Origin of the sequence: Acinetobacter sp. LoGeW2-3, assembly GCF_002688565.1 — a bacterium.
Classification (GTDB): Bacteria; Pseudomonadota; Gammaproteobacteria; order Pseudomonadales; family Moraxellaceae; genus Acinetobacter.
This window is the reverse complement of record NZ_CP024011.1, coordinates 2,336,636-2,358,324: the sequence shown is the minus strand read 5'-3', so window position 1 is coordinate 2,358,324 and position 21,689 is coordinate 2,336,636. Positions and strand designations below refer to the sequence as shown.

The 21,689-nt window shown below is 42.7% G+C and carries 20 protein-coding genes; 6 read left to right on the top strand and 14 right to left on the bottom strand.

The window, feature by feature from the left end; genetic code table 11:
- Positions 1-7: 7 nt before the first annotated feature.
- The 5 genes from BS636_RS11420 to BS636_RS11400 all read right to left on the bottom strand — a co-directional run bounded on the left by BS636_RS11420 (position 8) and on the right by BS636_RS11400 (position 4,121).
- Positions 8-895 carry a ParB/RepB/Spo0J family partition protein gene (locus BS636_RS11420; RefSeq protein WP_099338875.1) on the bottom strand — a complete coding sequence of 296 codons (888 nt, stop codon included), beginning with the start codon at positions 893-895 and terminating at the stop codon, positions 8-10.
- Entirely contained in the window at positions 892-1,674 is a 783-nt protein-coding gene (locus BS636_RS11415; protein ID WP_099338874.1) for a ParA family protein, read from the bottom strand. The genes BS636_RS11420 and BS636_RS11415 overlap by 4 nt, the downstream gene beginning before the upstream one ends.
- Before the next feature lie 25 nt (positions 1,675-1,699).
- Positions 1,700-2,332 carry a 16S rRNA (guanine(527)-N(7))-methyltransferase RsmG gene (gene rsmG / locus BS636_RS11410; RefSeq protein ID WP_099338873.1) on the bottom strand — a complete coding sequence of 211 codons (633 nt, stop codon included), beginning with the start codon at positions 2,330-2,332 and terminating at the stop codon, positions 1,700-1,702.
- 85 nt (positions 2,333-2,417) lie between these two features.
- Positions 2,418-3,107: an N-acetylmuramate alpha-1-phosphate uridylyltransferase MurU gene (gene murU / locus BS636_RS11405; protein WP_099338872.1), complete on the bottom strand. Its 690-nt coding sequence runs from the start codon at positions 3,105-3,107 to the stop codon at positions 2,418-2,420.
- On the bottom strand, positions 3,108-4,121 hold the full coding sequence (locus tag BS636_RS11400; RefSeq protein WP_099338871.1) for an aminoglycoside phosphotransferase family protein: 1,014 nt from the start codon (positions 4,119-4,121) through the stop codon (positions 3,108-3,110).
- A 120-nt stretch (positions 4,122-4,241) separates the two neighbouring features.
- Here BS636_RS11400 and BS636_RS11395 point away from each other — a divergent pair, with 120 nt between their 5' ends.
- Together BS636_RS11395 and BS636_RS11390 are read left to right on the top strand one after the other, a co-directional pair.
- Positions 4,242-6,695: an LPS-assembly protein LptD gene (locus tag BS636_RS11395; protein WP_099338870.1), complete on the top strand. Its 2,454-nt coding sequence runs from the start codon at positions 4,242-4,244 to the stop codon at positions 6,693-6,695.
- On the top strand, positions 6,695-7,999 hold the full coding sequence (locus BS636_RS11390) for a peptidylprolyl isomerase (RefSeq protein WP_099338869.1): 1,305 nt from the start codon (positions 6,695-6,697) through the stop codon (positions 7,997-7,999). The genes BS636_RS11395 and BS636_RS11390 overlap by 1 nt, the downstream gene beginning before the upstream one ends.
- A gap of 113 nt (positions 8,000-8,112) precedes the next feature.
- Here BS636_RS11390 and hfq read toward each other — a convergent pair whose 3' ends face one another.
- The 4 genes from hfq to tsaE all read right to left on the bottom strand — a co-directional run bounded on the left by hfq (position 8,113) and on the right by tsaE (position 12,141).
- The gene (hfq, locus tag BS636_RS11385; RefSeq protein WP_099338868.1) at positions 8,113-8,634 is read right to left on the bottom strand and encodes an RNA chaperone Hfq; all 522 of its coding nucleotides are present in this window, start codon (positions 8,632-8,634) and stop codon (positions 8,113-8,115) included.
- Between the two features lie 92 nt (positions 8,635-8,726).
- Positions 8,727-9,671, bottom strand: a complete 945-nt coding sequence (miaA, locus tag BS636_RS11380) for a tRNA (adenosine(37)-N6)-dimethylallyltransferase MiaA (RefSeq protein ID WP_099338867.1) — start codon at positions 9,669-9,671, stop codon at positions 8,727-8,729.
- Between the two features lie 6 nt (positions 9,672-9,677).
- Entirely contained in the window at positions 9,678-11,672 is a 1,995-nt protein-coding gene (gene mutL / locus BS636_RS11375) for a DNA mismatch repair endonuclease MutL (RefSeq protein ID WP_099338866.1), read from the bottom strand.
- Positions 11,662-12,141 (bottom strand): tRNA (adenosine(37)-N6)-threonylcarbamoyltransferase complex ATPase subunit type 1 TsaE, encoded by a 480-nt coding sequence (tsaE, locus tag BS636_RS11370; protein WP_099338865.1) that lies wholly within the window; start codon positions 12,139-12,141, stop codon positions 11,662-11,664. Before tsaE ends, mutL begins: the two co-directional genes overlap by 11 nt.
- Positions 12,142-12,268: 127 nt before the next feature.
- Here tsaE and BS636_RS11365 point away from each other — a divergent pair, with 127 nt between their 5' ends.
- The 3 genes from BS636_RS11365 to BS636_RS11355 all read left to right on the top strand — a co-directional run bounded on the left by BS636_RS11365 (position 12,269) and on the right by BS636_RS11355 (position 14,169).
- Positions 12,269-13,171, top strand: coding sequence for a pseudouridine synthase (locus BS636_RS11365; RefSeq protein WP_099338864.1), 903 nt, complete (start codon positions 12,269-12,271; stop codon positions 13,169-13,171).
- 114 nt (positions 13,172-13,285) lie between these two features.
- Positions 13,286-13,630 carry a type II toxin-antitoxin system RelB/DinJ family antitoxin gene (locus BS636_RS11360; RefSeq protein ID WP_099338863.1) on the top strand — a complete coding sequence of 115 codons (345 nt, stop codon included), beginning with the start codon at positions 13,286-13,288 and terminating at the stop codon, positions 13,628-13,630.
- Positions 13,631-13,725: 95 nt separating this feature from the next.
- Positions 13,726-14,169 (top strand): GNAT family N-acetyltransferase, encoded by a 444-nt coding sequence (locus tag BS636_RS11355; protein ID WP_099338862.1) that lies wholly within the window; start codon positions 13,726-13,728, stop codon positions 14,167-14,169.
- A 10-nt stretch (positions 14,170-14,179) separates the two neighbouring features.
- Here BS636_RS11355 and BS636_RS11350 read toward each other — a convergent pair whose 3' ends face one another.
- A complete protein-coding gene (locus BS636_RS11350; protein ID WP_099338861.1) occupies positions 14,180-14,887 on the bottom strand; it encodes a pseudouridine synthase in 708 nt (235 codons plus the stop codon).
- Between the two features lie 135 nt (positions 14,888-15,022).
- On the opposite strand from BS636_RS11350, the gene BS636_RS11345 reads away from it, so the two are divergent.
- Positions 15,023-15,475: a DUF441 domain-containing protein gene (locus BS636_RS11345; protein ID WP_099338860.1), complete on the top strand. Its 453-nt coding sequence runs from the start codon at positions 15,023-15,025 to the stop codon at positions 15,473-15,475.
- A gap of 341 nt (positions 15,476-15,816) precedes the next feature.
- Here the strand turns inward: BS636_RS11345 and BS636_RS11340 are convergent, their stop codons facing one another.
- From BS636_RS11340 to BS636_RS11325, 4 genes are all read right to left on the bottom strand, one after another.
- Complete coding sequence (locus BS636_RS11340) at positions 15,817-17,532, bottom strand: AAA family ATPase (RefSeq protein ID WP_099338859.1); 1,716 nt, start codon at positions 17,530-17,532, stop codon at positions 15,817-15,819.
- A gap of 53 nt (positions 17,533-17,585) precedes the next feature.
- A complete protein-coding gene (locus tag BS636_RS11335; RefSeq protein ID WP_099338858.1) occupies positions 17,586-19,631 on the bottom strand; it encodes a hypothetical protein in 2,046 nt (681 codons plus the stop codon).
- Between the two features lie 143 nt (positions 19,632-19,774).
- A complete protein-coding gene (locus tag BS636_RS11330; protein ID WP_099338857.1) occupies positions 19,775-20,545 on the bottom strand; it encodes a lysophospholipid acyltransferase family protein in 771 nt (256 codons plus the stop codon).
- Positions 20,546-20,560: 15 nt separating this feature from the next.
- Positions 20,561-21,673, bottom strand: coding sequence for a beta-ketoacyl-ACP synthase III (locus BS636_RS11325; RefSeq protein ID WP_099338856.1), 1,113 nt, complete (start codon positions 21,671-21,673; stop codon positions 20,561-20,563).
- Between the last annotated feature and the right edge of the window lie 16 nt (positions 21,674-21,689).

The window sequence follows — 21,689 nt, the reverse complement described above, 5'->3', positions numbered from 1 at the left end:
AATAATCTTATTCATCATCCAGGATCGAAAGGATACCGTCCAGCTCTTCCAATGAGTGATAGCTAATGACGAGCTTTCCTTTGCCCTGCTTGTTATAATCAATTTTTACTTCTGCACTAAAGCGTTCTGACAAACGTTGTGTCAGTTGTTGAATATCCGGTGCTACAACTGCTTTCGGCTTATCCTGTTTTGGTGCATTGAAATCACGTACCAATTGTTCAGTCTGACGCACAGATAAGCTCTTTTCGATGACCATTTCAGCCACTTTAAGCTGATCTTTGGCTTTTAAAGTCAGGATCGCACGGGCATGGCCCATGTCTAGCAGACCTTGTTGCATGAAGTCTTTAACTTCTTCAGCTAAGGTTAACAGACGCAGTAAGTTACTAACAGTGGTACGTGCCTTACCAACAGTATCGGCAATTTCCTGATGGCTTAGACCAAATTCTTCATGGAAACGCTGTAGTGCCATTGCTTGATCAATCGGATTTAAATCCTGACGCTGAATGTTTTCAATTAATGCTAATGCAATTGCAACTTGGTCTTGAAGTTCACGAACAATCGCAGGCACTTCAGTTAAGCCTGCCAGTTGTGCTGCGCGCCAGCGACGTTCACCGGCGATAATCTCATAAGGATGACGTTCATCATCCACTGGACGGATTACGATCGGCTGCATGATGCCATGCTTCTCAATTGAAGCAGCCAGTTCCTGCAAATCCTGTTCATTGATATAGCGGCGTGGCTGATATTCACCACGTTTCAACAGATTGACATCAATCTGTTTTAGCTGACCATGATCCAGCCCTTGTGCTTCTAGCTGTAGTTTTTCTTTTTGAATTGACCCCAGTAATGCATCCAAACCACGACCTTTGGCGAGTCCACGTTTCTTCACGGTCATGCTTTACTTCCTTTTTTCACTTTACTTTTCTTTAACACTTCAGCCGCCAGATTAAGGTAAGCAACTGCACCCTTTGAACTTTTTTCAAAATAGATTACTGGTAAACCATGCGCTGGTGCTTCAGCCAGACGAATATTACGCGGAATCACGGTATCGTAAAGTTTCTTGCCAAAATATTGTTGTAATTCTTCAGAAACATCGCGTGTCAGCGCATTACGTGCATCATACATGGTACGCAATACACCTACAATTTGTAGATCTGGATTAAGAGCTTGCTGAATGCGGTCGATAGTTTGCGTCAAATCCGCTAAACCTTCTAATGCATAATATTCACATTGCATTGGGATGAGCACCCCATCTACCGCTGCAAGCGCATTTACAGTAATCAGGCTCAGACTTGGTGCACAGTCGACAATGATATAATCATATGAAGATTCAATTTCCTGCAGAGCACCTCGCAGAATAAACTCACGACCTTCCTGTTCAGCGATTGCCAGCTCTACCCCAGCCAGATCACGGTTAGCACCTAATACTTTATAACCCACTTCCGCCTTGGTAATTGCCGTTTCAATTGGCACTTCACCGAGTAGCACATCTGTGACTGAATAGATTAAGTCATTCTTCTGAATGCCCGAACCCATTGTGGCATTGCCTTGTGAATCCATATCTACAAGCAGCACACGTTTTTTTAATACTGCGAGAGATGCCGCCAAATTTACTGCGGTTGTGGTTTTGCCAACGCCACCCTTCTGGTTTGCAATCGCAATAATTTGTGCCATGTTGACCCCAATTCCTTTGAAAATCTTAAATACGTTTTAATAAAAGTAAATGACGTTGTTCGTCTAAGCGCGGAACTTTTAGTTCAATAATCTCACAACTGAATTCATCTTTTAAAGCATTAACTTCATCTTGTGGAATTAGCCCTTTCATGGAAGCAATAATACTTTGCTCATGCATATAAGGTTTTGATGCATCAACAAAATCGGTCAGGGATGCAAAGGCACGACTGGTAATCACATCAAACTGACCAAGCTCATTAATACTGTCTTCATTTTCAACGCGTGTTTGCACTGCAATCACATTTTGCAGTTTCAGATCAGCAATAAACTGTTTTAAGAAACGGATCTTCTTACCATTTGAATCTAAGAGCACGCAATCACGCTCAAGCTGACACAATGCAATGATCATGCCCGGCATCCCGCCACCGGTACCAATATCGAGCAAACGACCAGATGGCAGATCCTTTAAAATACTTAAACTGTCCAGCAGATGCTTGACTAGCATTTCCTTCGGGTCACGAATGGCCGTCAAATTGTATGCCTTATTCCACAGCACCAAAGCGTCCTGGTACTTGAGTAATAAATTTAAAGTTTCATCACTCAATGCTAAACCTAAAGCCTGGCTACCCTGCTTTAATTCCTGAAAAAACGTATGCATAAACAATAAACGCTCGAAAAAATTAGAAGAAAGTATACCGCTTTCTCTATATTGGCACAGTAGGGAGTGCTTAGTGAATATTCACTTAAACATATTTCCCTTCACGAATTGCAGCATCCAGTGCGGATAAGCGTTCTGGCGTTCCTACGTCGACCCAGTCACCGATGAGTTTAGAAGCAGCAACTTGATTTGCCAGCATGGCTTCCTTGAGTAATGGTGCGAGTGGACGCTTACCAGCTTCCAGACCTGCAAACATTTTAGGGTTAATCACTGAAACACCACTAAAAGTCAGGTTTTCACCCTGAACATTCTGTTCGAAGGTATAAGCCTTACCTTCAGCCAAGCTAAAGTCACCTTGAGGATGCTGAGATGGGTTTTGTACCAATACCAGATGCGCCAGGTTTTCGCCTAAATCTACTTGTAATAATGGCGCAAAGTCCATAGTAGTCCAGACATCGCCATTAACCAGAATAAAAGGTTGATCTCCCAATAAAGGCAAGGCATTAATAATACCGCCGGCCGTTTCCAACCCTTCGCCTTCATGTGACCATAAAATCTTGATGCCAAACTGCGAACCATCACCCAAGGCCTGAGCTAGTTTTTCACCCAGCCAAGCGGTATTAATGACAATTTCAGTGATACCAATCTCTGCTAGCTTTTCAATATGCCAGACGATTAAAGGTTTATCACCTACTTCTAAGAGTGGTTTTGGGGTATGCAGTGTCAAAGGGCGCATGCGGTTGCCCAAGCCAGCAGCAAGAATCATCGCTTTCATTTATGCAGCCACCTCATAAGTACCATATTTGGCTTCAAAGGCAGGTAGTACACGCTCATTGATAAATTGCATAAATGGCTGCAATTCAGAATAAGGTTTAGATTCTTCCAGCAGATACCACATCACACGTGGCAAGTCTTTGAGGTAACCTGATTTACCATCACGCTCAAACAAGCGCACAAAAATACCCAGAATCTTAATATGACGCTGAATCGCCATCATGTCAGCATCTTTCTTGAACTGTTCAAAGTCACGATCTTCTTTAGCAGAAGCTGGCAACAAGTGATAGAAAGCTTCAAACCAGCGATATACACGATCCGCATTCCACTGCACATAAGCATCACGGGTGATTGAGATCAGGTCATAAGTATCTGCACCAATCACAGCATCCTGAAAATCAATCACACCCAGATCAGTTTCACCCGCAATCTGCATCAGGTTACGACTATGAAAATCACGATGTACAATCACTTGTGGCTGAGCCAACGCAGTATTCGCAAGGATGGCAAAAGTACGTTTAATCAGCGCACTTTCAGCTTCGGTCGGAATCACTTTTAAAGCCGGCAACATCCAGTCGGTGAGCAATTCCATTTCCGAGATCAGCTTCTCATAAGAATACTCAGGGAAATATCCTACACCTTGAATAGACTGCAACTGGACTAACTGTTTAAAACTTTGTTCATAATAAGAATCTACAGTGTTGTCATTGAGCAGATCAGACAGCATAACATTACCGAAGTCTTCAAGTAGCAACAGGCCATTTTCCAGGTCTTTTGCCACGATATGCGGCACGCGAACACCATTCGCATCAAAAAATTCATCTATGGTCACAAAAGGCACACAATCTTCTTTTTCTGGTGGTGCATCCATTAGCATAAATGTTTTATTATTCAGTTTGATTCGTGCATAACGACGAAAACTGGCATCGCCTGCTAAAAAATGAGTTTCAAATTGATCTGAACCGAGTACAGAAGCAATCCAAGATTGTATCAATTGTTCGCGTTGAGTATTCATTTGCAATAAATTCTAGTACAGGCTGAGTTTTTAAAGTGCTAAGTGTAGCTACTTATCAACTTTTTCTCTATGATGCGACAATAATTAATTGCGATTAAGCATGATTGGTTAATGAGACAAATGAAGCATCAGTTTAAATACAATCCTTTAGCGACTGCGATCTTAACTTTGTTATGTGGTAGCTCAATTTCAGGCTATGCTGCAGAAAATGACTCATCCAACATCAACAATCAGCAGCTTAACGAAAGCCTGCAGGAAACCTATCCTGGTGAAGCATTTTTCTCTCAATATTATGTCGACAAATCCACACCTGAAGCACAACAACGTCAGGGACAATATTTAAGTTCAGCCTATTGTAAAGGCACTTGGATTACGCCTGTTTCCCCTGAAGTTGAAGCCGTTGACCCAGATCAAGCCACTTCTACCGTAACTGCTGATTATGGTCACTATAATCCAAATGGCGATTCTTATTTAGAAGGTAATGTCGTCATTGACCAGCAAGGTCGCCAGATTCGTGCAGACAAAGTCACCATTGACCAAACCCAGACCTACGCAAAAGCTCAAGGTCGGGTACAGCTGGCACAAGCAGGTCTACTGTCTCAAAGTGATGATATTAATTACAACCTGAAAACCCAGCAAGGCGACCTGAACAACAGTTTTTACATTTCAGAAGAGCAACATGCACATGGTCGTGCAGAAAAAATTGCCAAAACTTCAACTGAAACTGTCGAACTGGAAAATGCCACTTATACCACCTGCCCGCCAGATCAGAAGCCAACTTGGAAGATTCAAGCAGATCGAATCAAGTTAAATCAGGAAACTGGTCGCGGTGAAACTCGTAATACCAAAATCTATGTAAAAGAAGTTCCAGTTTTATCATTACCGTATTTCAACTTCCCAATTGATGACCGTCGTACTACAGGGATTTTGACACCAAGTTTTGGTTTTACCAATGATGGCGGTTTAGAACTTGGTATTCCCGTTTATTTAAACTTGGCACCAAATTATGATGCAACAATCACCCCACGTTTTATTGCAGATCGTGGTGCCATGCTGGACGGTGAATTCCGTTATCTGACCGAAAATTTTGGTTATGGTCAGATCTGGGGAGGCATTTTACCTTCAGATAAAAGTTATAATGATGAGGACCGAAAAAATCTGCATTTCCGCCATGACTGGCAGATTAATGAACAATTCTCGACCAATCTAGAATATAACTATGCTTCAGATAAAGATTTCTTCTCTGATTTAAATAATAGTCCAGACTCTAAGACCGACCTGAATTTACGTCGTGCGTGGGAAGTTAACTATAAAAATGGCATTCCAGGCTTAAAAGCTCAGCTTAAAGTTGAGGACTTCCAAACGCTTGATCCAAATGTAGATGATGAAGATCGTCCATATGCGCGTTTGCCACAATTCCTGGTTAACTATAAAACTGGCAACCCACTTGGTTGGCAATTCGAGGCCAATCACGATACTGCTTATTTCAAAAAAGATATTCGCAATCTCAACCCAGCATTTGAGAGTTATGAACCTAGTGGTACCCGTATCTATAATGATTTAGCTGTACGCTATAACTATCGCACGCCAGGCGCTTTCCTGATTCCACAAGCCTCATTGCGTAATGTGAATACTTTTTATGATCAGGATACACGAGACAATTTAAACAGCATCAATAGTTCAAGCGAAAGTACCTCAATTGTCGTGCCAGAATTCACCTTAGATGCCGGTTTGATTTTTGAAAAAGAAGGACGCTACTTACAGACACTAACACCTCGTCTGTTTTATGCCTACGCGCCTTACGAAAATCAAGTAGGTCAACCGAACTTCGATTCTGTGAATGCCTCAATCAGTTATGATCAGCTATTTAGCCCACGTCGTTTCTATGGTCATGACCGCTTAGAAGACAATAACTTTGCATCAGTAGGCTTAAGCTATAGCCTGTTCAATGATATCGGTCTAGAACGTCTGCGTGCCAGTATTGGCCAAAGCTTCTTTTTTGAAGACCGTCGTGTAACTTTGGAACGCGATGCTGATGAATATGATCGTGAAACGCATACTGGTCCTGTGATTCAATTATCAAGCCAGCTCTCTAACAACTTCCATGTCAATCTTAATTCAGCATGGATGTCGAATGGTCAGAATGCTCAGCGTGACGTTCAAGCCTATTACACGGGCGAACAAGGTAATCTCTACAATGTGGGCTATTTCTACCGCAATGAAATTACAGACCGTCAAAAAAGCTATGATCAGGTCGTTGGTTCATTCATTCAGCCTGTTTTCAACAACTGGCGTCTGATTGGCCATGCCCAATATGATCTGGACAACAACGTTGCACGTGAATATTTACTTGGCGTGAACTATGAGTCATGCTGTTGGGGTGTTTCCGTATATGGTCGCTCATATTACAATGACCTGGATGACGTCAATGAAGCTGGCGTTAAACCAAAACGCATGATTATGGCGGAACTCAGCCTGAGAGGCCTGGGTGGATTCAATAATAAATTGGCATCACTACTGGAAAACCGTATTCTGGGCTTTAATAATATCAATCAGACTTGGACAGAACGTTAATGAAGACAAAACAGTTAAAACATTTTTTTAAAGCAACCACACTTGCGCTATGCCTTTCTGCAGCAATACAGACTTTTGCTGTTGCACAGACCAAGGATGAAGTTGTAGCTGTTGTCGACAGTAGCGTGATTCTTCGCAGTGACCTAGAGCAAAGTGTTGCGGAGATTTCTCATCAACTCGAGAAGCAAAAAAAGCCTGCACCACCACAACAAATTCTACAACAACAGGCATTAGAACAACTGATTGTGCGTCAGGCTCAACTTGAACAGGTTAAGCGCTATAACATCCGTCCTGATGAAAAAGCACTGAATGATGCTGTATTAAAAGTTGCACGTGATTCAGGTTCTTCTAGCCTAGAAGCTTTCCAGCAAAAACTGGATTCAATTGCACCAAATACCTATGCTTCTCTACGTAATCGTATTGCAGAAGATCTAGTGATTAACCGTTTACGTCAACAGGTTGTAACCTCACGTATTAAGATCAGCGATCAGGATGTAGAAAACTTCCTGAAAACTCCTCAAGGTCAGGCACTGCTTGGCAGCCAGGTTCATGTTCAACACATTCGTGTTTCCGGTACTAATGCAACTCAAGTTGCAGCAGAAGTGAAGCAAGAGTTAGAAAGCTCTACTGATCTAAAGGCAATTGAGAAGAGATATTCTAAAGATGGCGTTAAAGTTGAAGCTGCTGACATGGGTTTCCGTAATATTTCCGATATTCCGGATGAGCTTGCATCGCGTGTCACTACCCTACAACCTGGTCAAACTTCTGAGTTGATTGAAGCTCGTGATGGTGCGCATATTCTTAAACTGATTGATCGTAAAGCAGGTGAAAAGCGAGCTCTGGTACAGCAGTATCAGACCCGTCATATTCTGATTCAGCCTTCAGAAGTGGTGAGTCCTGAAAATGCCAAGCAGATGATTGACAGCCTATATACCCGTCTAAAAAATGGCGAAGACTTTGCGGTATTGGCAGCCACTTTCTCCAATGATCCAGGTTCAGCTCGCGACAGTGGCAGCCTTGGTTGGGTAAGCCCCGGTGTGATGGTGCCTGAGTTTGAAGAACAAATGAAAAAGACGCCTGTAGGTCAAATCAGCGCACCATTCCAGACTCAGTTTGGTTGGCACATTCTACAGGTGACAGATACGCGCCAACAGGATATGACATCAGAATATCAAGAACGTATGGCACGCCAGCTTTTAGGCGAACGTCAATTTGATACAGAACTAGATAGCTGGTTACGTGAGACACGTAGTAATGCCTTTGTTGAGATTAAAGATCCTCAACTGGATCGTAAACAGAATTGATATTCAGTTCTTTTAAAAACCGGCTTCATGCCGGTTTTTTATTATTTTTATAAAAGCCTCGTAATAAAAAAAACCTCTCATTACTGAGAGGTTTTTTAGATTCTTAGATCAGATTAACGATTATTTTCGTCATCTTGAGAATCTTCGAATTTTGCATCGTCAGTAAAGCCAGCGCCTTGACCACCGAAACCAGGTTGACCGCCACCGAAGCCGCCTTGACCGCCGAAGCCGCCACCTTGACCACCGAAGCCACCTTGACCACCGAAGCCACCAGGTTGACCGCCACCGAAGCCACCTTGACCACCGAAACCACCTGGTTGACCGCCACCGAAGCCACCTTGACCACCGAAGCCGCCAGGTTGACCGCCGCCGAAGCCACCTTGACCACCAAAGCCAGCGCCTTGAGGACCAGCAGGAGCACCAGCTGGGCGTGGGTTACGTGCAGGAACTACTGTAGAAATCGCGTGTTTGTAAACCATTTGGCTTACTGTATTTTTTAATAATACAACATATTGATCAAATGATTCGATATGACCTTGTAGTTTGATACCGTTAACTAGGAAGATAGAAACAGGAATACGTTCTTTACGTAGGGAATTCAAGAACGGATCTTGTAAAGTTTGACCTTTAGACATGTTATAACTCCAAAAAATTTTAAAATCAGCGCAAAAAACTATCTTTATTTTTCAATTAAAAATTATAAAAAAGATAGTCTGTAAATTTTGCTTTATCCGTAACAGTTTCGCAAGTCTTCTTGAGCCTGCTGTGCGGTAAAATATGTAGTAAATTTATGCTTATCTTGCAAAGATCTTAACCATGTGTATTGACGTTTAGCAAGTTGTCGTGTTGCAAACAATGCCTTGTCTTCCATTTCTCGCTGTTTTTCAATACTTCGATCACGCTTTTTTAAAAATTCGATCGCCTGACGATAACCAACGGAACGCATAGATGGAAGATTCTCATCGAAATCGTATTTTTTCATCAAGTTTTCTACTTCATTTAAAAAACCGATTTTCCACATAATCTCTAATCGTTTTTCAATACGCTTATGTAATTCTACTCGGTCTGGTATTAGCGCGTAATTATGAAAACTGTATCGATATGGTTGATTTTTTGGTTGTTCTGCTTGTAGTTTTGTTATTGGTAGCCCTGTCAGTTTATAGACTTCTAAAGCACGAATAATACGCTGTTTGTCACTCACTTTAAATTTTTGACCTGCAAGTGAGTCTACAGCACATAATTCCGCATAGACCGCTTCCCAGCCTTCTTGCTCGGCCTTTGCTTCAATTTCTGCACGCACCGCATAATCTGCACTTGGCAAATTATCAGACAAACCTTCGAGTAAAGCTTTAAAATACAACATAGTACCACCAACCAAAATTGGGGTTTTACCACGTGCATGCATATCATCAATCAGCCAACAAGCATCTTCAACAAAGTTTGCTGCAGAGTACACTTCTAGCGGGCTAATAATATCGATCAGATGATGCGGATACTGCTCCAGTTCAGCTTTAGTGGGCTTGGCTGTACCTATGTCCATTTCACGGTAAACCAGCGCAGAATCGACAGAAATCAGTTCAAAATTTCCTTGCTCATAAAGTTCACATGCCAAAGCGGTTTTACCACTTGCAGTTGGTCCCATTAAATTGATGACCGGCAATTGATTTGACATGTACCACTACTCTCCTCGAGCAAAAAGTTTATCTAGTTGTGCCAGTGGGAAAGCACGCCAAGTCGGGCGACCATGATTGCACTGGCTGGCAAATTCGGTTTGTTCCATCTGACGTAATAAAGCATTCATTTCAGACAAGCGTAGAATACGATGTGCACGTACAGCGCCATGACAGGCCATACCTGCCAGGATCTGGTCACGCTTTTGCAACAGACCTTGTGCCTGATCTGTCGGATCCAGATCATCGAGCAATTCAGGAATCAGAGCATCAAAATCAGCCTTATGCAGGATCGCTGGAACGCCACGTACAATCACCTGCTCATCACCATATTGGTCGATCTCTAGACCAAATCGGGCCAGCTGCTCTTTCAACTCTTCCACGCGCATAGCTTGCATACGACTGATAGACACCACTTTTGGGATCAAAAGCTGTTGTGAGGTCCAGAATTCCGGTTTATCCCATGCAGATTTCATTTGTTGTAGTACGATACGCTCGTGCGCTGCATGCATATCCACAATAATCAAGCCTTCTGTGTTCTGTGCCAGAATATAAATCCCATGCAACTGGGCAATCGCAATTCCTAAAGGATGCTCATCGACTTTGGTCTGTACATGCGCCTGGAAAGACTGCTCAGAACTCTGCTGCTCAGTTTCAGAATTTTCTCTCAGTGGCGCTAAATAACTTTTCAAAGCATTATTCAGCTGTTGTGAACCACCATAAGACTTGGTGTAATCCTGTGCATAATGTACGGTCTGCGGTCGAGATGATTCAAAATCAGTCAACACATCCGAAGTTTCGGCTGCTACATATTGATGAGTATTCTGCGGATGCGCATGCTGCTGAACTGCATAAGCTTCTGCATGGGACGGTTGTGCAGCCTGATGCAGGCTAAACTGTTCTTGATAACGTGGCTGTGGCGTAAGCTGTACAGATTCCTGCTCAGTTTTCATGGCTTCAGCCAGATCAGCTGTTGCGGTCTGGAACTGTGCCAAAGTTTCCTTGGCATAGTGACGTACAAATTCATGTACTTCACGCTGATTTAAGAAACGAATTTCATGTTTGGTCGGATGCACATTGACATCAATATTTTCCTGATCCACTTCCAGAAACAGTAGATATGCTGCATGCTGATGCCCATGCAGAATTCCATCATAAGCCATACGTAAAGCATGCGAAATAGTCTTGTCTCGTACGATACGCCCATTTACATAGACATATTGCATATCGGCTTGCGCACGCGCATCAGAAGGATGACCCAACCAGCCTGATAAACGCATGTTGATACTATCTGCATCGATCCAGTAAGCATTTTCAGTAAACTGGCGACCCAATAATTGCTGTACACGCTGGAAACGTAATGCACCACTGTCTGCAACAGGCAAATTCAGCTTGATACTTTCATTATGTTCCAGCACAAACCGGATATCGAAATGGGTCAGCGCCAGACGGCGGACAATCTCTTCAATATGCCCAAATTCAGTTCCCGGTTTTTTCAGGAATTTACGGCGCGCCGGGACATTAAAGAACAGATCCTGCACCCGGATATGCGTACCGCGTGAAGTGGCAACCGCCTGAATTTCCTGATGGTCAAAAGCAGTACCATTAACTTCAACCTGATAGCCGATGCCATCTTCACTTTGACTACTGATTAAAGTTAAACGCGATACCGCTGCAATTGAAGCGAGTGCCTCACCACGGAAGCCCAGACTGGTAATGGCATGCAATTCTTCAGCCGTCTGAATTTTACTGGTGGCATGACGCATTACCGCTAGCGCTAAGTCTTCTGGATGAATCCCACGACCATTGTCAATAATTTCAATCAGTGTACTGCCGCCCTGTTCCACACGGATAATCAGTTCAGTCGCGCCCGCATCAATCGAGTTTTCGAGCAACTCTTTCACTACGGATGCAGGTCGTTCAATCACTTCACCTGCTGCAATCTGGTTCGCCAACGCAGGGTCAAGTGAACGGATACGGCGTACGCTTAAATCATTCGACATGTGGGAATTGCTGCTCCAAGGCCTGTTGTAATGCTGAGTTTGATGAAGTCAACGTTGCTGTACGGGTTAACTCATCTTCGGATTTAAGGATTTCAATGACCAGATCGGCTTCAGGTATTTCATCACCGCCCTTAGAAGGCCATTCAAACAAGAATAATGCATTTGGCGTTTCAAGATAATCCCGAATACCCATCAGTTCCAGTTCATAGGGGTCATTCAAACGGTACAAATCAAAGTGGAAAATATCTTTCCCTTGAATATTATAAGGTTCTACCAGTGTATACGTTGGACTTTTGACTGAACCCTGATGACCGAGCTGCTGCAAATAATAGCGTGTCAATGTTGTCTTTCCTGCCCCCAGATCACCGATCAGATAGATCACTCCCGTACTAAAATTGGCTGCCAATACTTTGGCCAGCTGCTGGGTGTCTTCTTCATGATTTAAAGTGACGGTAAATGAATAAGGCATATGACTCACGACATGATTCAAAGGAACAAATATGATAGCATCGCCGCAGTTTAAAAGCCTATTCCACTGCATGAGAAACTGTATTTTTTCATAGCATTTGTTTCCTGACCGAGATTCACCGACCTACATGAATACTGCTGCTGAATTTACCCCACCGATGATGAATGGCGTCAGTGCCAGCAAAGTTTTCTTGCAACCTTCAACTGCTGCAACAGTCTACGATTATTTATGTACAGAGTTTTCACATATTAAAGCCAGCGAATGGCAATCCCGTTTCCAGGACGGTCTGGTATATGATGCGCAGGGAAATAAATTAAATATAGATAGCCCTTTTCAGGCGAATAGCCACTGTTTTTATTATCGCTTTTTAGCACATGAAATTCATGTGCCTTTTGAACATCAAATCCTGTTCGAAAATGATGACTTTATGGTGATTGATAAACCGCATTTTCTGACCATGAGTCCGACTGGACAATATGTACAGGAAACCTTGTTGGTGCGCCTAAAGAAACAGACTGGGATTGAACATTTAACCCCAATACATCGACTGGATCGTGAAACTGCTGGGGTGGTATTGATATCCAAAAATTTAGCCTCACGCGGACTGTATCAACAGCTATTTGCAACACGCCAAGTACAAAAGACCTATCATGCCATTGCAGGTCACCGCAAGGAACTTAACTTTCCACAGATTGTGCGTCTGCGTATGGATAAAGGAGAACCTTTCTATACGATGCAGGTTTTGGAAGGGGAAGCCAATAGTGAAACCGAAATCACGTTATTAGAACAGCAAGATCAGTTAGCCAAATACGAATTAAAACCACATACCGGGAAACAGCATCAATTACGCGTGCACTTAAACTTTTTGGGTATACCGATTCTGAATGATCCGTTTTATCCTAGTGTTGCACATAAAGCAGAAGATGATTTTTCTGCGCCTTTGCAATTATTAGCCAAACATATCGAGTTTATTGACCCAATCACCCAGCAATTGATGCAATTTTCTTCCGAGCAAGTGCTGACACTGTAATGTAGCTGTCATTACGATTTATTTTCAGAATTGCTTCGTATAAGGATTGTATTTCAAATGTAATGGATTAAAATGAATGCGAAAAGTTAAGTATTTTAAAGTCTTGAATATATTATGAGAAAAACTGAAGTCTACCAAATACGCCTAGATTCTCAAGAAAAGAAACAAGCCTTTGCCGTATTTAAGCAATTAGGGATCACACCAGCACAAGCAGTTCGACTGTTTTTCAAGCAGGTGGTACTAACGAAATCTATCCCCTTCTCGATTGAGAATCAAAATATCAACCTTGAACAACTGATCAAGTTACGTAAACTAAAACAAAATGAATCTAAACCTGCCTCTGCTGGTTTGATTGCAGACAGTGCAGAACAAGAAGCATTGGATCTGCATGCTGATGACGATCATTTTGATTTATTTGAAGAACTGAATGCCATTCTTGGCGAGAGTGACAAAATTTAACACTGTCGCATTTTCAAACAATTTCGTACGCTACATCTCCCCAAACTTCGTTATGCTCCATGCATACATAATAATAAACAGACATGGAGTAATGGATGCTTGTTCGACGTGCTCAGGTAGAAGACCTACAAAAACTTTCAGTTTTATTTGATGAATATCGCCAGTTTTATGGTGCTTCTTCGAATCAGGAACTTTCCTATCAGTTTCTAAAACAGCGTTTTGAAGATCAGCAAACGGTGATTTTTATCAATACCAAGGATGATATCGTTACTGGATTTATTCTACTTTATCTCAGATTTTCCTCAGTGGCGTGTTCAAGCTTTTATGTACTGGATGATGTCTATATCAGCCCGCCTTATCGTCGTCATGGCGCAGCACGACAATTGATTGATACTGCAATTTTATTTGCCCGGCATGAAAATGCACTACGCATTAGCCTGGAAACACAGAAAAACAACCATCAATCGCATCAACTTTATGAATCCATGGGATTTATGCGGGATGATGAATTTGTTACTTTCCATTGTTTCCTTAAATAAACCCTAGTGCTTATTCAGCTCGAAATTTAGCTTGTGTAACTTGCTCTTCAGTCAGATAGATCCACTCGCCTTCAGGTAGATCATTCAGTACGAGTTGTCCGATTTGAGCACGGTGCAGCTTTTCTACTTTATTGCCTACGGCGGCTAGCATACGTTTCACCTGATGATACACACCTTGATGTACTGTCATTTGTAAGGATTTTTCATCCAAGCGGATCACATCAGTTGCCGCATAAATACCTTTTTCATTGCGCAGCTCGACACCTTGTTGCAATTGCTGGATCTGTTCATCTGTAACAGGATCAACCGTCTCCATTTGATAAACCTTGGCAACATGCTTTTTAGGATGGGTTAATGCCTGCAAAAATTGACCATCATCAGTCAGTAACAGCAAACCTGTTGTGTCCTGATCCAATCGCCCCACACACTGGATACCACGATTCATGAGTAGATCATCAAACAAATCAAACACGCTGAAATGATGGGTTGCCTGATGCGAACATTCATAACCTTGTGGTTTATTTAAGACAATATAAACTTTTTCCCGGTATTGATATGTTTCGTCATACACATTGAATTCCAGTTGATTCAGATCCAGTTTATGCTTTGGATTATCGATCACTTCCCCCTGGATGCTCACAGCGCCATTCTTGATCAGTTGCTGGCAATACTTACGCGAGCCAAAACCTTGTGACTGCAACATCTTTTCCAGAAGCATGAATCTCAATCTCTACTATTTCATTCAGGCTTTATTCTATACTGAAACTGTGTGCTCGATTCAGCTTTATATAGGGTTAGTCTCGGTTGCTGAAAATCGCTACAATAGCGTGATTATTCTCTCAACTCCTCTCTTATGCCTCAATTTGATCTGAATTTGCTGGTTCTTTTGATTTTACTGGCCTGTGGTATCTTCAGCCACAATACCGCTGTGACCATTGCGGCCGGTGTGTTATTAGTCTTAAAAATTACCCCACTGAATGAAATGCTACCCTATGTCCAGACGCATGGCCTGAATATCGGGGTGATTATTTTAACTATTGGCGTATTGGCGCCAATTGCCAGTGGCAAAATTTCAGGTGACAGTATTCTAAAATCCTTTTTGAGCTGGAAATCTTTACTGGCAATTGCAGTAGGGATCTTTGTCGCCTGGTTAGGTGGCCGTGGAGTGAAACTGATGACCAATCAACCCAATGTGGTTACTGGCTTATTGATTGGGACTGTTGCAGGTGTGGCTTTTTTAAGAGGTGTTCCGGTCGGACCTTTGATTGCCGCTGGGATTTTGTCGTTATTGATTAGTACGCAATAAGTTTGAAATAAAATTCCTATTTAGTTAACACTAACTCAAACATCCATCCTTCTAGAATTTCTAAAAATATTTCGATATCAAATCACATGATTAGCGACATGGAGGTCGCTCGTTGAATTGCCTTGCGCGAGCTTTAAAGCAGTGCTTAAAGCTAGCTTAGGATGCGCCTTCAATCTAACAAAAGATTTTTGTTACCTTGCACAGCAGTACCGTTCATCTTTCAAAAGTAAGAGGTCGCTACCCATCACAACTTAAAATTAATCCCTTTATTATGCGCGAGTGATTGCTTAGAGCTTTTTAATAACCAAGGTCATCGCATCTAACCTTAAACCTCATAGAATTTATTCAACAAACAGTAAAGCCAAACGCACCTGATCATAACCCATACGTGGACTGGTCAATTCCACAATCGGACGCAGTTTAATAGATCCATCATCATTGAAATGATCCGAATTTTGACGCTTAGTCAGGCGTTTATAAATCTTACGTACCTGCTCAACGACTTCTTCACCTGGATGAGCCACAGAGATATCTAAACCTTGCTCTTTTTGCAGTCGGCCCAGATGATTAATAATCGTTGCCGGGGTTAAGCCACGCTCAGTAGCGATGTCAGCAATATCATAACCCGATTCAAACAGCTCGCGAGTTTCATCTAACGTTGCAGCCGCATAATTTTGCTTACCACCATTTTTCGCCAGTTTCTTCTCATTACGCTGAATTTCAGTTTCATTCAGCGTACCGCCACAATGACGAATAAAGGCATTGTGCTGCTTGGTTAAATCGATATTTTCAAAATGCTCTTCGGCTTCACTCGATAATTCCTGAAAACGACGGTCTGCCTTAATGGCCAGACTATCCAGTTCCAGTGCCTGTTCATTAAAGCCTTTCAGGCGTAAACCATCTAGAGTTTTTAACCGGGAAAGTGCCACATAGCCCTGACCTTTTTCAAAGGTATGGCTCAGGTCAATTTCGGCAGCTTCCAGCGTCATCCCCTGTGATTTATGAATAGTAATCGCCCATGCCAGACGTAATGGAATCTGCTGAAAACTGGCAATGGTCTTACCCGCTTCATTGTCCACAGACCAGGTTTCTGGCTCTACCAGCAAAGTCGTTCCATCTGTCAGTTTGACTTTAGGCAATACACCAAATTCATCGTCTTCTTCAAAGCCAATGACTTCACCCAAGCTGCCATTGATATAACCCAGATCAAAGTTGTTTTTGACAAACATCACTTTGGCATGTTTTTTCAAAGTCAGGGTTTCTGGGGCACGCACTGAAGATTTCAAGGTTTCAATCAGCTTGTCATTGCCATCACACTGAGCATCAAACTGGCGTGGTTCATTATCAATTTCATTTAAGTGTCGGAAATTAATGCTGTCCACATCCATATTATGGGTATACAAACGGGTATAGGTTTCGCCAATCTCCTGATGACGCGTTCCTTGCAAGGCAGTTCGGTGCTCTGTACCAATCGCCTGCGCACGAATCGCATTCAGAATATCATTCAGATAGTCATTGCCCTGACGGTGCTGTTCAGTCAGATAGCAAACTCGGAATTTCGCTTCGACCCAGGCATCCGACATAAAGCAGAATTTATCCCGGTTACGTTCATCATTTTTGCCTACAGGCGGTAACTGAAAGAAATCCCCGGCCACAATGACCTGAATCCCACCAAAAGCTTCATCAGATTCTTTGAAATATTTGAGTACCTGATTGACCAGATTCAGCTGCTTGGCATGCAGCATGGAAATCTCGTCGATAATTAATACCTGCGCATTTTCCAGGTGTTCCTTCAGGTATTTGCGCTCTTTCATGCGTTTCAGGTCTTCTTCTGACAAGAAATCCTTGATCCCGATACCCGCCCAGGTATGAATCGTCATGCCATTCATATGCGTGGCGGCAATCCCTGTAGAGGCTGTAATAGCGACAGATACCTTACGCGCTTTTAAATAATTGATATATTGATTCAGGGTATAGGTTTTCCCCGCACCAGCCGAGCCTGTTAAAAATACATTTTCGCCCGCTTTGAGTAATTTGAGTGCAGTTTCCTGTTTCATATGACCTATACCGTGAAAGAACGGCTATAGCCTAACGACTTTTCTAGCAAAAGTTAAGTATTCAGGTTCAAATCGGGAGTCTGACACGACGTATGCAGTCGCCTGTTAAACCAGGTAGTGAAATGAATTGCCATATTGATATATTGCAGATCTGCTTTCTGGTTATTGGGATATTCCAGCTGATCGAAAATAATTTCCCGATCTCGCACATGACAGCCCAAGAGCAGTGGTGAAGATAACTCTGTATGGCTGACATGGAAAGCGACATACTCCCCTTCAATGATTCGCTGTGCATAACTGGCCGCCAGACAATTCCGGAATATCTTTGCTTCCTCAATAATCTGATCGATATTTTTCAGCTCCTCAAATTTCCAGTCAAAATAATAAAAACTTGCTTCATCCGTCAGACTTTTCCAGTCTTTAAGTGCAAAGTCCTTTTTCAGCCGGGCAATAATTTCCTGCTTCTGGATCTGGTCATGCCAGGCAACTGCTTGAATAAATAATCCTTTCCAGGTCAGGCTCTTTGGAATGTCCTTATGAATCATAAAATATTCAGCCAGATAGTCACGTACATAACTATCAAAGAGCGATTCACGCACATTGGCATCTTGCAGATAAAACAGCTGCCGAAATTCAGTCAGTTGAATCCGATAACGCTGTAGCTCAGTATAAAAATCGCGGTTCTGCTGGGTAGATGGCCAGATATATTGCTGTACTGCTTCAGGCAAATGTGCAGTCGCTTTATGCAAATGCTGCATATAAGCCTGCATCACTCGACTTAAGCCCAGATAAACCTTCTTGGTCGCGCAGTCATCCATCTTGACCACATCACGCATCAAGCCGATCCATTCATCCAGATACAGAATTGAAGGACTGATCGCGACACGCTGATCATCAATCGCCTGACGTGTTCCTTTTAATACTACGGATTGATTATCAGAATGAGTAAACCATTTATGCTGTATGGCATGCTGATGCGCGCTATGAATAAATAACCGTGCCGAAGCATATTGAAAATATTGCAAAGTCGACAGTAGGACCTGTGGATGAATCTGATGCGTATCCACAAAGCTGATCGCTGTAACAGCAACACGCACACTGCTGTGCTGGATATTCATACTAATCCAGTCCAGTACTTCAGCAGATTGCTTAAACAGCCAGTTAACCACCCGATTACAGTCAAACAAAGGCAATTTCGCGACTTTTTTCTGCCAGAGCTGATGATTATTTTCTAGGAAATGCTTCTTGCTGAGCAGATCATCTCGTCCCCATGTATCACGATTCATCAAGCGCACAAAACCCAGCATATTGCGATGCTCTAGCGCATGTCTAAACAAGAGCTCAATGTCATTTACATGATCATTGAGCTCATGCAGATTAAAGCGCTCCTCAAAGGACAAACTCATAATCCGGTAAATTGCAGGATGCAAGAACTGTGCTGCGCTAAAACAGAATTCATCCAGACTGCACATCAGTCCTTGAATTGAGAGAAAGTCAGGAGGCGTTAAATATTCTAAGGAAAAAATCTTCTGCATTTGCTGCAAGATATGTTGAGGAATATCCTGTCCATGTAAGACATAATCGCTCATCACGGGCGTGGTATATAGCCCTGCTTTTATCATCAGATGATCAATGATTTCCGCCTGTACCGCGGAGAGTTGCTGTAAGAATTTCAGCACACGTGCAGATCCATTGACCCATTCATAGACTTGTTCGATCAATAGCTTGCGTAACTGCTGGGCTTTATCACGCAAGAATAGAGAATGCTGAGGTTTTAAATCACCAGTCAGGAAATAGATATCCTGTAGAAAAAATTCTTCCAGACTTTCTGACTTATGATGCCGCACACGGAAATGGGGTTCAGCCAGACATTGGGCTATACCCTGCTCAACATGCTGAGGTGTATTCAGCTGAATATGAAACAGACCATTTGCCAAGACAATCCGATATTGCTCATGATCCAGTTTAAACATATTCTGAGCGGTTAAATCCCCCACAATATCCCACTGATCCTGATAAATATCATGTAAGCGATGTGAAATACGGAGCAACTGCCGGGCGAGCTGCTGATACTGCGGTACTAAACTCTCCTGTTCCATACACGCACCTAAAATGGACTATGAACCCATTTAAGCATATTCGAGCCGCCTGACACAGACCAGTAATGCAGTTTAGATAGAAAGATAAATCACAAAATAAAATAAATCAGACAAACAACACGCATTTAGCCTTCATTTTTATTTTATGAGGAATTCGATTGCAGCTCAGATTCCCGGATATTTTTTAATTCTTCAAGTGCCTGATAGATCTGTTGCTGAATCTGATCCCGGAATAGGGTCATATCGTCTTGGTTTTGTATAGCAGAGATTGATAACGATGGCTGAAACTGAAAATAGAAAGGTAGACGCTTGGGAAACAGATTTTTCGGCAAGGAAGGAATGACATCGCCTTTACGCAAAAGTTTATTCAGTGTAGGGACTTTGAGGAGTTTCTGAAAATATTTATTTTCTACGACCTGACGGGCATCAAAACCAATCTCGAATATTTCATCACCGCCAAGCGCGGCAAACGGGATGATATCGTAGTCAAACTCTTGGGCCAGCTTTAAAAAGCCATAGCGCTGTTTCCAGATCAGCTGGTACTGCTCGCCTTCGCGTTTCAGGACTTCACGTCCACCGCCCGGAAAGACCAGAATCGAATAGCCCTGACGCATGACTTTGCGCACATATTCCTGCACGCCATCAATCGCACCGAACTTCTTGAAGATTTCACGCCACAGCGGAATATAAAAATGGCTGTGATCCGCAATACTAACCACAGCCACTTTATGTTCGTTGTACAGGTAATCAATAATCATCGGTGAATCAAACACCCCATAGATCGAATGATTACCGACATACATTGCAGGTCGTGAAGCATCGATATGCTCAGCGCCCAAAAAGGTCGGCGTGAAATACAGCTTGGACAATCCGCTTAGGCGTTTGATCCAGGCTGCATCATGCTTCACTTGCAAGATGTCTGCTCCGGCTTAAGCGACGTGCTTTTTCACCAGGATTGAGCCTACAGAGTAGCCCGCACCGAATGAACACAATACGCCATATTCACCGTCATTCACTTCATGTGCAGTACGGTGTAATGCAATGATCACACCCGCTGAAGATGTATTTGCGAACTCATCCAGAATCAATGGAACCAATTCTGACTTGGCGTGTTCTTTACCCACGATCAGTTTCAGGATCAATTCATTCATGTTCACGTTCGCCTGGTGCAACCAGAAACGTTTTACATTGGTTGGTTCAATTTGATTCTTTTCCAGTTGCTTGGTGATCATCTTGGCAACCAGTGGACAAACTTCTTTGAACACCTTACGACCGTCCTGACGGAAACGGTTATTGTCGATATCAGCATCCACTTCGCTCATGTTTAGATAGCCGAAGTTGTTACGGATGTTATTCGAGAACTGCGTGAATAGTTCGATATCTTCAACTTCGAAACCAGTTTTAGTCTCAGTGTCTTCAATGATTGAAGCGGTCGCTACATCACCGAAAATGAAGTGACAGTCACGTGAACGGAAATCGGTATGACCAGAGGTGATTTCAACATTGATCAGCAATACACGGCGCGCGCCAGACTTGATCGCATCAGCCGCTTGTTTGATCCCAAAAGTTGCTGCAGAACATGCAACATTCATGTCATATGCATAGCCTTGGATGCCCAAAGCGGTTTGGATTTCAATGGCAAGCGCTGGATAAGCACGTTGAATATTTGAACATGATAAAATCACAACATCGATGTCTTCTGCAGTTACACCTGCATTTTCCATCGCCTGTTTTGCTGCAGCCACGCCCCACTCTGCCTGAATAGACAGTTCTTCATTTGAACGTTCATGTAACAAAGGACGAAGACGTTTTGGATCCAGAATACCGGTTTTCTCAGCTACATAACGGCGTTTGATGCCAGAAGCTTTTTCAATAAATTCTGCACTTGAACCACGCAATGCTTCAATTTCGCCCGCAGCGATTTTGTCAGCATTATCCTGGTTATACTGTTCCACATAAGCATTTAAACTTTCAACTAACTCTTCATTGGTAATGAAATCTGTCGGATGAAACAGACCAGTACCTGTAATGCGGATGCCCATGTAAAACTCCTTTTAG

Coding starts and splice junctions, on each gene's coding strand:
- BS636_RS11420 (WP_099338875.1), bottom strand. CDS start 895: ATGACCGTGAAGAAACGTGGACTCGCCAAAGGTCGTGGTTTGGATGCA.
- BS636_RS11415 (WP_099338874.1), bottom strand. CDS start 1,674: ATGGCACAAATTATTGCGATTGCAAACCAGAAGGGTGGCGTTGGCAAA.
- rsmG (WP_099338873.1), bottom strand. CDS start 2,332: ATGCATACGTTTTTTCAGGAATTAAAGCAGGGTAGCCAGGCTTTAGGT.
- murU (WP_099338872.1), bottom strand. CDS start 3,107: ATGAAAGCGATGATTCTTGCTGCTGGCTTGGGCAACCGCATGCGCCCT.
- BS636_RS11400 (WP_099338871.1), bottom strand. CDS start 4,121: ATGAATACTCAACGCGAACAATTGATACAATCTTGGATTGCTTCTGTA.
- BS636_RS11395 (WP_099338870.1), top strand. CDS start 4,242: ATGAAGCATCAGTTTAAATACAATCCTTTAGCGACTGCGATCTTAACT.
- BS636_RS11390 (WP_099338869.1), top strand. CDS start 6,695: ATGAAGACAAAACAGTTAAAACATTTTTTTAAAGCAACCACACTTGCG.
- hfq (WP_099338868.1), bottom strand. CDS start 8,634: ATGTCTAAAGGTCAAACTTTACAAGATCCGTTCTTGAATTCCCTACGT.
- miaA (WP_099338867.1), bottom strand. CDS start 9,671: ATGTCAAATCAATTGCCGGTCATCAATTTAATGGGACCAACTGCAAGT.
- mutL (WP_099338866.1), bottom strand. CDS start 11,672: ATGTCGAATGATTTAAGCGTACGCCGTATCCGTTCACTTGACCCTGCG.
- tsaE (WP_099338865.1), bottom strand. CDS start 12,141: ATGCCTTATTCATTTACCGTCACTTTAAATCATGAAGAAGACACCCAG.
- BS636_RS11365 (WP_099338864.1), top strand. CDS start 12,269: ATGAATACTGCTGCTGAATTTACCCCACCGATGATGAATGGCGTCAGT.
- BS636_RS11360 (WP_099338863.1), top strand. CDS start 13,286: ATGAGAAAAACTGAAGTCTACCAAATACGCCTAGATTCTCAAGAAAAG.
- BS636_RS11355 (WP_099338862.1), top strand. CDS start 13,726: ATGCTTGTTCGACGTGCTCAGGTAGAAGACCTACAAAAACTTTCAGTT.
- BS636_RS11350 (WP_099338861.1), bottom strand. CDS start 14,887: ATGCTTCTGGAAAAGATGTTGCAGTCACAAGGTTTTGGCTCGCGTAAG.
- BS636_RS11345 (WP_099338860.1), top strand. CDS start 15,023: ATGCCTCAATTTGATCTGAATTTGCTGGTTCTTTTGATTTTACTGGCC.
- BS636_RS11340 (WP_099338859.1), bottom strand. CDS start 17,532: ATGAAACAGGAAACTGCACTCAAATTACTCAAAGCGGGCGAAAATGTA.
- BS636_RS11335 (WP_099338858.1), bottom strand. CDS start 19,631: ATGGAACAGGAGAGTTTAGTACCGCAGTATCAGCAGCTCGCCCGGCAG.
- BS636_RS11325 (WP_099338856.1), bottom strand. CDS start 21,673: ATGGGCATCCGCATTACAGGTACTGGTCTGTTTCATCCGACAGATTTC.